Source organism: Psychrobacter immobilis (assembly GCF_904846175.1).
Lineage (GTDB): Bacteria > Pseudomonadota > Gammaproteobacteria > Pseudomonadales > Moraxellaceae > Psychrobacter > Psychrobacter immobilis_E.
Genome location: NZ_CAJGZM010000001.1, coordinates 156,440 through 169,474, shown reverse-complemented (window position 1 = coordinate 169,474; position 13,035 = coordinate 156,440). Strand labels below are relative to the sequence as shown.

The following is a 13,035-nucleotide window of genomic DNA, read 5'->3' as shown; positions in this document are numbered from 1 at the left end:
GGTAAGCATAGGGTTTAAAAAGTGGCTTAACTTACTTTGGTTAAGACCCCTGCTTGCATATGCCAATGCTTATCTGCTAACGGCATGATATCGTGTGTGTCATGAGTCACCCATAGTAATGTTCGCTTTGGCTCACGCCGTAACCAACTGACAAGCAAGTGGACGAGTTTCGCTGAGGTATCGACATCTAAGGCCGCAGTAGGTTCATCCAATAACAGCACTTGCGGGTTTAATTGTAATAAACGCAGCGTATTGACCAGTTGCTTTTCACCACCTGACAAAGTATTAGCGTCTTGTTGTAAAAAGTCAGGGGTGCGATCTAAATGCTCAAGCTGCTCGATATGCCAATCGATATTAAAATGCTTTTGCTGATGGGTTGCCAAGCGGTAAGGCAACTGTAGGTTATCAACCACGCTGCCTTCTAGTAATTGAGGCTGCTGCGCGAGAAGGGCGACCTGTGAGCGCCATTGCGTGAGTGCCATTTCATGAATGCTATGACGAGTATGGCTATTTTTTTCATCGCTCTGTAGCCAAACGTCGCCTGTCGTCATAGGCAGCAGCCCAGCTAATACGCGCAATAAGACGGACTTACCACTGCCAGAAGCACCGGTCAAGACCGTCACTTGCCCAGCCAGTAATGTACCACTGGCGCCACTTATCAATACTCGGTTATTCATAGAAACAGCATTATCGGAGGCTGAGTGTTTCTGTCTTTTTTCACGCCATCGGCGGTAGGTAGGGAATGGAGTAGACCTTGAGCTAGTAAGCGCGTTATGCTTAGGGTTTGCTGTCGTAGCGCGCTTGCTATGGACCCAAATATCTTCAAATGCTAGCATAAAAGGCCTTATTATTTGTCTTATCAGCGCTCATAGGCCAGTCAGTTAAGTGTTTTATCGATCAGCGTGTTGCGTGATTGCTTGCTGAATGGTATCGCGTAATTTTTGCGGTACACGAATAGGACGCATGGGCGCGTTGTGATTCACACTAGCATCAGAGCCATCATTCGATATAGAAGTTGGCATGATTTGATTTTGTACACAAGCGATAACGATTTTGGTACTGCTTAATAAAGTACTGTTTAAAAAAGCAGCGCTCGCTTGAGTGTTATCATCTGCATCCACATTTGGCGATGAGCGATGGATACTTTGATAAAATATAATGCTGGCAGGTTTGAGCTCAACCTTATCGATGCGTACATTGATAACTTCGTCTAATAGAATGGCTTTTTTGTATTGCAGGTCTGCTTGACTGACGACAAAGTGCTGAATGTCACCATCATCGGTCTGCAAAAAATACCCATTTAAACCAAGCTTGGTAAACCAGTCGCGGCGACAGTTTTCAAAGAATACTAAATGATTGGCATGATAGACTATGCCACCCGCATCAGTATGGTTGATATACACATTATAGTCAGTGGCAAATAGTGGCGTGCTTGCGCTAATCGATGTTGAATCAGTATTTTTATTCATGGTTGTTATCATAATATTGCTCAATAAATTTGCTTTATTAATAGCATTTAAAAGTTAATATATAAGATTATAAAAAATGATAATGCTTAGATTATCACTCATAAATGCTACTCTATCGTAAGAGATGAGGGCGCGCAACAGCTAGCCTTGCCGATGTCTGTTATGATAAACCTTTATTTATTATATATTGCCGCTTTGCTTTATTTTATAGCGGCACTCGTTTATAGAGACACTTGTTCTAATTCATTAGTATAGGATAATTTATGACCCGTTTTGTCAGTTTTAATATCAATGGTATCCGCGCTCGCCAACATCAGCTAGAGGCGGTACGAGAGGTAATCGACCCTGATGTGATGGGTTTGCAAGAAACTAAGGTACATGATGAGCAGTTTCCACTCGAAAATATCGAGAGCTTGGGGTATCACGTCGAGTATTTCGGTCAAAAAGCCCATTATGGTGTCGCTCTACTGTCCAAGGTTGCCCCTATTTTTGTACAAAAAGGCTTTCCGGGTGAAGATGTAGAGGCGCAAAAACGCTTTATCCATGCACGTTATGTATTTGATGGACGTGAAGTGGATGTGCTTAACGGCTATTTCCCGCAAGGAGAGAGCCAAGATCATCCGACCAAATTTCCTATGAAGCGTGCTTATTATGCAGATTTGATGACCTATATCGATACGCTAAAAGCAGAAGGGCGCTCGCTGATTATCATGGGTGATATGAATATTGCCCCAGAAGATACCGATATTGGTATCGGTGAGGTCAATGCCAAGCGCTGGCTGAAAAATAGAAAGACTTCGTTTTTACCGGAAGAGCGTGAATGGTATAGTGATTTGATGTCGCGCGAGCTGACTGATACTTATCGTCTCCATTATCCAGAGAGTACCGAATTATATAGCTGGTTTGATTATCGCAGCCGCGGCTTTAATGATGAGCCTAAACGTGGACTGCGTATTGACCACATTTTATGCACGGCAGATCTAATAGATAGCTGCGTCAACGCAGGCATCAGCTATGAGCTACGAGCCATGGAAAAACCCTCTGATCATGCGCCAATTTGGGCAGCGTTTGACTTAAACAAAGTATAATAACTTGCTTTTAATATCAGATTTTAATCACCAAGTTTTATATCTAAGACTGTAAAACTAAGATTTTATAAAAGATAACTTATAACCAATAAATAATGCATCAGCATTGATGAATAAGGATTGAATGATGGCTGTCGGCAACGTTGCAGTACCCAAGACGATTTATCCTATTGATGGGATTAAGCTAAGCGCCACTGCTGCAGGTGTACGCTATAAAGACCGCGATGATTTGGTGGTGATAGAAATTGCTGATAGTGCAACGACTGCCGTTGTGACCACAAAGAATGCTTTTTGTGCTGCGCCTGTGCGTGTCTTACGTGAGCACTTTGCTAAAGCCAGTCCGCGTTATTTAATCACCAATACGGGCAACGCCAATGCCGGTACAGGCGCTGATGGCATGCGCCGTGCGGTTGATATCTGTGCTGCCTTAGCTGCTAAAGCTGGCGTAGGTGTCAGTTCCGTCTTGCCATTTTCGACAGGTGTGATAGGCGAGCCACTAAACAGTGATGCTGTCATCGCAGGTTTGGACAATGCATTAGCCAATTTAGCCTCTGACAATTGGTTGGCAGCCGCGAATGGTATTCGTACTACAGATACGATTCCAAAGCTTGCTAGTGAAAAGGTGAATGTCGACGCTAGCAGCTATCATATTACGGGCATGTCAAAAGGGTCAGGAATGATACGCCCCAATATGGCGACCATGCTTGGCTATGTGGCCACGGACGCTAATATCGCCGCTGACTTGTTGCAAGAAATGTTGAGCAAGATTAACGAGCAATCCTTCAACCGTATCACCGTCGATGGCGATACCTCAACCAACGATTGCTGCGTGTTGATTGCCACAGGTACGGCGAGCTCAGAGATCATTGATAGCCCAGAGCATCCACATTATCAGCCGATATTTGCTGCCTTAACCGCCGTATTTGTACGTTTGGCGCAATTGATTGTGCGAGATGGAGAAGGTGCCACTAAATTTATGACGGTAAAAGTCACGGGCGGTAATACCACGCAAGAATGCTGCGATGTGGCATATGCCGTTGCTCATTCACCACTGGTTAAGACCGCATTCTTTGCCAGTGATGCCAACTGGGGGCGTATCTTAGCAGCAGTTGGTTATGCGGGTATCGACGACCTTGATACCGAGCAAGTCGATATTTACTTAGACGAGGTGATGATTTGTCAAAATGGCGGTGTGGCTCCGACTTATACGGAAGCGGCTGGCAAAGAGGTCATGAGCCGTCCTGAGATTACCATTCATATTGATTTAGCACGCGGTGAGGCTCAGGATACCGTTTATACCTGCGATTTATCTTACGATTACGTCAAGATAAACGCCGATTATCGTAGCTAAAAGCTATCTATATTTTTATACAAACGCTCAAAACTATCATTATTATGCATAGTTTTGAGCGTTTTTTTATTGGTAAGATAACTTTATCTGACACTTCCCAATAAAACCATTTATTAACATCAGTTGCAAAAGCTGACGTTACTTTACAAAGCAGTCATAGAGCGTTAGGGGCTGGGCGACCTATACTTACCGCAGTAAACAATAGACGGTACTACTAATAAGAGCTGAGCGATTTTTTATACATCAAGATATCAATTTATAAATCAAGTTTGTCTCGATTCTATAGCTTGTGATTAGTGCTTGTAATTAATTAGTCTTTTAATTAGCAGTATCTTTATGAATACCTACTACCTTTTGAATGGTAATAATTGATTAAAATGAGTTCAAAAGGTAATAATTAATACAAATAAACTGAGGATTTAATAATGAAAAAATTAGCAATTGCTGCATTGATGACGACTTTTGTTTTGTCAGGTTGTTCTACTATGGGTATGAATGATGAGCGTACTATGGTCGTTGAAGGCGAACCTGTAAACGTGAAAGTGGTTAATATTCCAAGCTTTAAAATAGAAATAGCGCCACTAAAAGCAGTATGTGAGCTACCAACTGCAAATGGCACTATGGTTGAATCAGAATGCCTACAATATCGTCAGACTTATCAGAAAAACTACACGCCTTTAAACGGTGATATCCAAGGCTTTACTTATGAGCCAAATTATCGCTATATTCTAGATGTGCGCCAAGAAGCGGTTATGAATGAAGCGACAAAAGTAGTTAAACCAGTTTGGATTCTAAACGAAGTGGTTTCAAAAACTGCTGAGTAACTTCTAGACCTAATTAGCATTAGCTAATATTGTTAAATTAGAATAGTTAACCACTTATAAAAAGCCTCTAATCATTAGAGGCTTTTTTTGTTTTAAGTTGAACCATAAAAGTCGTGGTGTAGATTAACACTGGCTATAATTCACACTCACACCGCGGGTGGCAGTGGGAATACGATTATCAGCATAAATAGCAAGCCCGCCGCGTGCGGTTTCTTTGTATTTATCAGACATATCAGCGCCTGTCTGCTTCATGGTTTCAATTGCTTTGTCTAGAGAAACAAAGTGCTGACCATTGCCGCGGCAGGCAAGACGAGCGGCGTTAATGGCCTTTACTGCGCCCATCGCATTGCGTTCGATACAAGGAACTTGTACCAAGCCGCCAATCGGGTCACAAGTCAGACCCAAATTATGCTCGATGCCAATCTCAGCGGCATTCAAACATTGGGCTGGCGAGCCGCCCATAATCTCTGCCAATGCTGAGCCTGCCATGGCACAGGCTGAACCCACTTCGCCTTGGCAGCCAACTTCCGCACCTGAGATAGAGGCGTTTTGTTTAATCAAACTACCAATAGCGGTGGCGTTTAATAAAAAATTACGGACGCCATCTTGGTTATAATTGGGTAAAAAATCACGATAATAGTGCAGTACAGCAGGAATAATACCCGCGGCACCATTGGTCGGTGCGGTGACGACTTTACCACCATTGGCATTTTCTTCATTGACGGCAAGGGCATACAAATCGACCCAATCCATCGCTGCGAGCTTATCAGTTTTTGCGATAGGCAAGTCCTTTTCAGCGCATAGTTGATTATGTAAATCGTGGGCGCGGCGTTTAACATCCAGCCCGCCCGGTAAAATGCCGCTGTTTTTACAACCTTGAGTCACGCAGTCCTGCATCACCTCCCAAATCGTATCTAAATAGCTAAAGATATCTGCTTGATTGCGGTAATGACATTCGTTGGCGAGTACCAGCTCGCTGATACTTAACCCATGCTTACGGCACTGCTCAAGCAACTCTGCGGCATTATTAAAAGGGTAGGGAACGATATCAATCGTTGGGCTGGCATGATCCTCATCGGGATTATTGGCATCATCTTCGTTGATGACGAAACCGCCACCAACCGAATAATAAGTTTGCTGGTACTTGCTACCATCGGTCAATAACGCGCGAATGGTCAATGCATTCGGATGATAGGGCAACACGGTATCATCGTACCAATACATATCGCGCTCGCTATCGAAGTTTATAATATGTTTGCCAGACAAATTGAGCTGCTTATCAGTAAAAATAGGCGCTAGATATTCGCCAGTCAAGCGAGTATCAATGGTACTGGGTGTATGTCCAAGCAAGCCCAAATATATCGCCGTATCAGTTGCGTGCCCTTTACCGGTAGCTGCTAAAGAGCCATAAAGCTCTATTTCAATATTTTTAATCGACGTTAATGCGCTTTGTTTAAGCAATGACGTCAAAAATAAGTTGGCAGCTATCATGGGTCCGACCGTATGAGAGCTCGATGGTCCAATACCAATTTTAAATAAGTCGAAAACACTAATCATAAAAATACCAAGAAATTGTCAGTGCATCAGCGTATGTTATAGATATGCTTTAGGACTGGTAGGAAAAAAATAATAGATAACGCTCGCAAAAGCCTTGATGGATACAGCACGATGACAAGGTACACGATTATTTAAAGGCGTATTTCAATAGATGAGGCATTTAAATAATATGGGAAAGTTATCTATAGATGTCACTCAGTATAGGCGTACAGGGGACTATTGAATAATAACTTTTATTTATCATAGAACTCCGTTATCATGCTCGCAGCCATTATCTGTGTAACATCCTGTAAGCTCGTCAGTACTTATTATTTTTGATAGTTCACACGATTTATCTGTTTTCGTTTCGGCTCAATTCATAGTTGTATTTCTCACAGTTTTTTAGCTGACGAGTATTCTCTTAGCTCAAATAGGACAGCGCATGACAACTCCCGAACCTCATTCTGTAAAACCTGAAAATAGCAATCAAGAACCGGCTCCTCACAATGCACTAGAAGCGGCTGGCATTGATGCAGTAGCGGTGAGCTATCCGCACAATCCAGACTTTGATAATGGTCGCTGGTTTCCAACGTGGCGTCCTTATAGCGGTGATTTGGATCGTGATCCGGTCGGTATCAATGAGTATTTGCCGCCCGCTAAGAGCGTTTTGTTAGGTGTGCAGCATACTTTTGCGATGTTTGGGGCAACGGTGCTGGCGCCATTACTAATGGGCTTCGACCCTAACTTAGCCATTTTGATGTCGGGTATTTGTACGGTAATGTTTTTTATCATTACCGGCGGGCGTATGCCCAGCTATTTGGGTTCCAGCTTTGCCTTTATTGGCCCTGTGATTGCGGTGACTGCTTATGCGGGTGTGGGATTCAATGACAATTTGAATGTCGCCTTGGGCGGTATCATGGCATGCGGCATAATCTATGCATTGATAGGTTTGTTGGTTATGAAAACGGGTACAGGCTGGATTGAGCGCTTGATGCCACCTATTGTTACCGGTGCAATTGTGATGATTATTGGTCTAAATTTGGCGCCAGTGACCATTCAAGGGGTTTCCGCTAACCAGTTTGATGCATGGATGGCGACGTTGACAGTATTGCTTATCAGTGGAGTGGCTGTATTTACCCGCGGTATGCTGCGCCGTCTGTTGTTGCTTGTTGGTTTAATTTTGTCGTACATCGCCTATTTTGTCATGACCAATGTGCTTGGCTATGGCGTTCCGATTGACTTTACTGGTGTATCAGCAGCGTCATGGTTTGGCTTGCCAAGTATTCATTCACCGCGTTTTGAGATGAGTGCGATTATATTAATTGCGCCTGTCGCATTTATTTTAGTGGCTGAAAACTTGGGGCATTTTAAAGCGGTCGAAGGTATGACTAAGGCGCGAGTAACGCCTTATATGGGTCGAGCATTTTTTGCTGATGGTTTAGCAACGACATTTTCGGCAGGTTTTGGTGGTACAGGGGTGACCACTTATGCAGAAAATATCGGTGTCATGGCAGTGACCAAAGTATATAGTACGACGATTTTTGTAGTAGCTGGTTTGGTTGCTATCTTGCTTGGATTATCTCCAAAGTTTGGCGCGATTATTCAGACAATACCGGCAGCTTTATTGGGCGGCGCATCCATTGTCGTGTTCGGTCTGATTGCGATTGCAGGGGCAAAAATTTGGATAGACAATCGTATCGACTTTAGTAAAAACAGCAATTTAATCATTGCGGCCGTTACCGTGATTATGGGTACGGGTAATTTTAGCCTGAATCTAGGTGGTTTTGACTTGGGCGGTATTGGTACGGCTACCTTAGCCGCGATTGTGCTTAATGCCTTATTCAATAAACAAAAAGATTAACCGTCAAAAAGACTAACTTTTAAAAAGAGTGATGTTTTAATCATAAAATTAAAGAACTTCATAGAGCGATAAGCAAAAGCCACAATGATTATTGTGGCTTTTATTTGTTATGACGTTTATTTATAAACATTATTATTTGTGGCGTTATTTATAGTCACGTTTATAAAATCTCGCAAAAAAACGATAACGTCGTAGCGCGCGCGGTTTAGGTTTCAATGAACCCAAATAAATGGCAAACATAGTCAGCAGCGCACCACTCCATTGTAAGGTATTAATCGGTTTATCAAGCCAGCTATAGTCAATCACCAAAGCGGCAATGGGTTCAGTTAATAATAGTAGGCCAGTCAATGCCAAAGACAGCTTAGGAATAGAGTAGGCGATAAGCCCCCACGCTAAGCATTGCATCACTGTGCCGTAAATCAACACCCAACCAATCTCAGACCACGTATTGGGCAGAATGTGACCCATATCAAACACGAACATTGGGATAATCATTGCCACTACGCCGCCGATACTAATCAGTTGCATCAGCATAAATATCGGCGTTGGCTCAGTGTCGTGGGTCTTACGGATAAAGGTCATTGACGCGGCAAGCATAGCGCCTGAGATAATGCCCGTAACGAAACCCCAGGTCGCGGCGGTATTTTGCGCAAACTCAGGGCTGCCTATCATTGCCACGCCTAACATGGCTAGAAATAAACTGATAAGCTGCAAAATAGACTGGCGCTCATTAAAATATAAAAAACCAATGGCTGCTAAAAAGAAAATCTGCAAGCTGTTTAATAAGGTTGAGATACCAGGACCGACCGCATAAATACTCTCGTGCCATAATGCCAAATCGAGTCCTAAAAATGCGCCCGATAATAAACCGTAAAAAATAGCACGCTTTGAGCGCGGTAGTCGTTGCCCCGTCATTTTAGCCAATACAGCGAATACTACGCCTGAAATAGCCAGCCGCCAAAATGACATCGCCCAACCACCAATATCGACATGGGCGACAATCAAGCTGCCCAAACCGAAAATAACACAACCAATGACCAAGCCAGTAGCGGCGGAGCGTGAAGAGGCAATAGCCATGCAATATCCTTATCTTATTACTATGATACTTTTTTAAGAGGCTTTTAATTATCGTTTGCTAAAGCAGTGACTTAAACAAGCTATATTGTCAGTGTTTTGCACTTGAAATGGAATGGTTTGATACGATTTATTTTATAATGACGGATCACACACTATGTATAAATAAAGCAGTCACCTTCTTACAGGAATAGCATTGGCGCGAACGCTGTCATTTGTTACTCTACCGTCTATCTGTATTTGAAATCTGTCATGTTTTAAAATAGTGATGCTCTTCAAATACTTAACTTAATATACTCAACTTCATATATTCATATATTCATATAGCCTCTATTATTTTTAGCCTAGGTTTGCTTATGCTGCTACGTTCTATATCAAAACGACAAATAGATTTCTTATCCATATTATCGCCACAACTGCCGCGTGGTAGTTGTGGCGTGCGCCTGTTTGTGATGAGCATGATAGCTACTACGTTTTTTTTGATGTCAAATGCGCAAGCGGCCAGCTGTAAAATACCCAAAAGTTATTATAAAAATGTCGCTTGTACAGCCAGTAGCGGCTATTTCTTAGCGATAAAAGATTTTGGTGCGCCAGTTGCCTTGATTGATAAACAAGGTAAAAGTGTGGTTGATTTATCCCGCTATCAAAAAGTAGATGCCGATAAAATATCGGGCGGATTGCTACCGGTACTCCATAACGGTCGGGTAGGTTATGTCAATATGCAAGGTCGCGAGGCTATCCCTGCGATGTACGATATGCTCAAGGAGAGTCAAGGTTGGGCGCGTCCCGTCTCTGAAGGTCGCATCGTAGTCAAACAAAACGGTCATTATGGGGTTATCGATACCGCCAATAAGACTATTGTGCCATTTGCCGCTGCAATTAGTGATATCGATGATTATCGCGGCGGGATGACGCGCGTGCGTAAAAACCAAACCATAAGCTGGTTGGATAAAAATGGCAAACCTACGCGTGACTCGAATTCAAACAGTAAGGCTGATAGCCAAACATCGACGACAAGAGCGCCTGCTAGCAATAGTAATAATGCTAACGAAAACGCCAAGGAGATGCAGCAATCAGTGCCAACAGGTCGCTTTACCACCCTGCAGCCACGTCAACAAGATGGCAGATGGGGCTTTGTTGACGATGACAATGTCACCATGATTACGTATTCGTTTGATGAGGTGCTTCCATTTTCTGAAGGGCTGGCAGGCGTGCGCATCGATAACGAATGGGGTTTTGTCAATTTAGGCGGCGAGTTGGTGATTCCTTTTCGCTTTGATAAGAGCGGCGTGAGCGTAGGCGATAGTTATAAAGACCAGCCAGCATTTGTATTTATAAATGGTAAAGCATGGATTGGTAATTTAAAGAATGGCGATAAGATGTGTATTGACAAAGAGGGTGCTGGTGTCGGTTGTGATTAACACTTATCATTTAATATTGTGGTTAAACTCGCAGGTAAAAAAAGAGTGTGAGAATGATGGATAATCTATCGCTCTGACACTCTTTTTTATGGCTCACCAATTAATAGCATGGTGCTTAGAACATTACTTTTCTAACAGATGATTACTAATCAAATCGACCATATAAGGCTGATAGTATTCTGGAATATCGTGTGCCATACCTTCGATTAAATGAAATGTTGCATTGGGAATGGTCTTCGCAACCACTCGCCCTTGCGAGGCGGGTAACAGCCCGTCTGCGCTACCGTGCAGCACAATCGTTGGTGCTTTAACTTGCTTACTGTATTTGCTAATTGAGCCTGAGGCTAAAATAGCATTGAGCTGTTGTACGGTACCAAGTGGATGGAAATTACGCTGATAGCGTATCTTGGCGATATCACGCACCATGCGCACATTGACGTGCCCTGGCGTACCAACCGTTTTCATAAACCAGACGCTATGACGCACAATATCACGTTCAGAATGGCTCTCAGGGCGATTAATGAGGGTATATAACTGTCTCGGCTTGGGCGGTTTTAAAAAGGCGCGATTGGTGGTGGTAAACATCAAGGCCATGCGCTGTACCAAACTTGGATAACGCGCGGCGACGATTTGAGCAATCATGCCGCCCATAGAAGCGCCAAGCAGATGTGTTTTACTCAGATGCAAAGCTTTGATTAAGCGTGCCGTATCTTCTGCCATATCCGTTAAATTATAAGCAACCTGTGCGCTTTTATTCGACAGTCCTGTTTGCAGGCGCATCATCATTTTTAACTGACTGATACGTGGTAAACCATCAATCTGTACTTTAGACGACAAGCCGATATCACGATTGTCAAAACGAATCACAAAAAAACCGGCATCGATAAAGCGCTTTATGAAGTTATTTGGCCAAAATATCATTTGTGAGCCAAGTCCCATAATCATGAGTAGAGGCGGATTATTTGGGTTGCCACCCGCCTCAACGCATAGCTCGATACCGTCACCAATATCTATCATGGCTTGATGCAGATGCTCGCTTAAGTCTGAAGCACGCCAATCATGGTCGCCAAATTGCTGCCATTCAGGCGTTGGATAATTACCATTTGCTTCTGCAACCTCAGCTGCTCCGGACGTGTTAGGCGCTTCAGAGATTCCGGGCACAGCGTTAATGGGGTTTGTTTCTGTCATGAAGTATCCTATTTAGATGGTCATTGGCTTAAATTTCGAGCATTTCAAAATCAAGCTTGCCAACGCCGCATTCTGGGCAAGTCCAGTCATCTGGGATGTCTTCCCATTTGGTGCCAGGAGCGATGCCTTCTTCAGGACAGCCAAGCGCTTCGTCATATATCCAACCGCAGACAATACATTCATAACGTTTCATAAATAGTCCTATCGATTATTTCCAGTATTACGATTACCAGTGTTTCTATTACCCATATTAATAGGTGATTAATAGGTGTTTTTAAAGCATTTATTAACCATGATAGTCAATATCTAGCTACTAAAAACGCCCGTAGTTTAGCATATAACCGTCATTTTTATAGTTAAGTTTACACTTGTATATTGAGATTAACCAGCTTTTATCAAGTTCTTAAGCGTCACTTTAATGGTTTTAGCGATGGTGAATTTGCCAGTTTTGCCGCCACGATAAAGTCGATTATGCTATAATCCTTGCTACTAATTTTGCCAATTGATATATCGATTGACTCTGCCATATCATCATCGCAGTCCTATAAGCTAAGGGTTATTATGAGCGCTAATGCCGCCGTTACAGCAGTAAATACCACAACCGAGTCGTCTCATACGCTAAATACCGAGCATCCATTTTGGCAAGTTATTCGCACAGTACCAGACTTCCCGAAAGTCGGCATTGATTTTTATGATATTACGCCGTTACTACGCGGTCATATTAATGCCGTGATTGACGAGATGCTTGCTGTACTGCCTGCGGGTTTGCTTGATGAGGTGGATTGCTTGGGTGCAGTGGAGGCGCGTGGTTTTGTATTTGCCAGTTTGCTGGCGGGGCGCTTAGGTAAAGGCATGATTTTGCTACGTAAACCTGGCAAGTTACCACCACCAGTCGCTAATAAAGCTTATGCTTTAGAATATGGCAAAGACACGCTTGAGATGCAAAATAATTTGCCACCTGAGCGGGTGTTATTGGTCGATGATATCTTGGCTACTGGCGGTACACTGACTACTGCTTATGAGCTGTGCAAGTCTGCTGAGCATACGGTGGTTGGCGCATTGGTATTGTTAGATTTGGTTGATTTACACGGTGAATTTCCTGTACCTGTCTATACGGTTTTAAAAGCTTAGAGAAATGGTTTTTAGCATAATAAAAAGCGCGCTGAATAAATAGTTCAGCGCGCTTTTTTTGAATTGGATGTACTTTACTTGTTTGTCTTAAC

Annotated in this window: 12 protein-coding genes; 6 read left to right on the top strand and 6 right to left on the bottom strand. The window is 43.1% G+C overall.

Annotated elements, in window-relative coordinates; all coding sequences use genetic code 11:
• Positions 1-26: 26 nt before the first annotated feature.
• Together JMW39_RS00685 and JMW39_RS00680 are read right to left on the bottom strand one after the other, a co-directional pair.
• Complete coding sequence (locus tag JMW39_RS00685; RefSeq protein ID WP_201543012.1) at positions 27-836, bottom strand: ATP-binding cassette domain-containing protein; 810 nt, start codon at positions 834-836, stop codon at positions 27-29.
• A 54-nt stretch (positions 837-890) separates the two neighbouring features.
• Positions 891-1,469: an acyl-CoA thioesterase gene (locus tag JMW39_RS00680; protein ID WP_227679109.1), complete on the bottom strand. Its 579-nt coding sequence runs from the start codon at positions 1,467-1,469 to the stop codon at positions 891-893.
• Between the two features lie 263 nt (positions 1,470-1,732).
• On the opposite strand from JMW39_RS00680, the gene xthA reads away from it, so the two are divergent.
• The 3 genes from xthA to JMW39_RS00665 all read left to right on the top strand — a co-directional run bounded on the left by xthA (position 1,733) and on the right by JMW39_RS00665 (position 4,732).
• Positions 1,733-2,557: an exodeoxyribonuclease III gene (gene xthA / locus JMW39_RS00675; RefSeq protein WP_201543010.1), complete on the top strand. Its 825-nt coding sequence runs from the start codon at positions 1,733-1,735 to the stop codon at positions 2,555-2,557.
• A 127-nt stretch (positions 2,558-2,684) separates the two neighbouring features.
• On the top strand, positions 2,685-3,908 hold the full coding sequence (gene argJ / locus JMW39_RS00670; protein ID WP_201543009.1) for a bifunctional glutamate N-acetyltransferase/amino-acid acetyltransferase ArgJ: 1,224 nt from the start codon (positions 2,685-2,687) through the stop codon (positions 3,906-3,908).
• Positions 3,909-4,333: 425 nt separating this feature from the next.
• A complete protein-coding gene (locus JMW39_RS00665; protein WP_201543008.1) occupies positions 4,334-4,732 on the top strand; it encodes a DUF4377 domain-containing protein in 399 nt (132 codons plus the stop codon).
• 123 nt (positions 4,733-4,855) lie between these two features.
• On the opposite strand, the gene JMW39_RS00660 is transcribed toward JMW39_RS00665, so the two are convergent.
• Positions 4,856-6,289 carry an L-serine ammonia-lyase gene (locus tag JMW39_RS00660; RefSeq protein WP_201543007.1) on the bottom strand — a complete coding sequence of 478 codons (1,434 nt, stop codon included), beginning with the start codon at positions 6,287-6,289 and terminating at the stop codon, positions 4,856-4,858.
• A gap of 421 nt (positions 6,290-6,710) precedes the next feature.
• Between JMW39_RS00660 and JMW39_RS00655 the strand changes: the two genes are divergently transcribed.
• Positions 6,711-8,129 (top strand): solute carrier family 23 protein, encoded by a 1,419-nt coding sequence (locus tag JMW39_RS00655; protein WP_201543006.1) that lies wholly within the window; start codon positions 6,711-6,713, stop codon positions 8,127-8,129.
• Positions 8,130-8,273: 144 nt separating this feature from the next.
• Here the strand turns inward: JMW39_RS00655 and JMW39_RS00650 are convergent, their stop codons facing one another.
• Positions 8,274-9,206: a DMT family transporter gene (locus tag JMW39_RS00650; protein ID WP_201543005.1), complete on the bottom strand. Its 933-nt coding sequence runs from the start codon at positions 9,204-9,206 to the stop codon at positions 8,274-8,276.
• A 353-nt stretch (positions 9,207-9,559) separates the two neighbouring features.
• Here JMW39_RS00650 and JMW39_RS00645 point away from each other — a divergent pair, with 353 nt between their 5' ends.
• Complete coding sequence (locus tag JMW39_RS00645; protein WP_201543004.1) at positions 9,560-10,624, top strand: WG repeat-containing protein; 1,065 nt, start codon at positions 9,560-9,562, stop codon at positions 10,622-10,624.
• Between the two features lie 123 nt (positions 10,625-10,747).
• Here the strand turns inward: JMW39_RS00645 and JMW39_RS00640 are convergent, their stop codons facing one another.
• Positions 10,748-11,812, bottom strand: coding sequence for an alpha/beta fold hydrolase (locus tag JMW39_RS00640; protein ID WP_227679108.1), 1,065 nt, complete (start codon positions 11,810-11,812; stop codon positions 10,748-10,750).
• Positions 11,813-11,840: 28 nt separating this feature from the next.
• Positions 11,841-12,005, bottom strand: coding sequence for a rubredoxin (locus JMW39_RS00635; RefSeq protein ID WP_201543003.1), 165 nt, complete (start codon positions 12,003-12,005; stop codon positions 11,841-11,843).
• 368 nt (positions 12,006-12,373) lie between these two features.
• On the opposite strand from JMW39_RS00635, the gene JMW39_RS00630 reads away from it, so the two are divergent.
• Entirely contained in the window at positions 12,374-12,943 is a 570-nt protein-coding gene (locus JMW39_RS00630) for an adenine phosphoribosyltransferase (RefSeq protein WP_201543002.1), read from the top strand.
• The last annotated feature ends 92 nt before the right edge of the window (positions 12,944-13,035 follow it).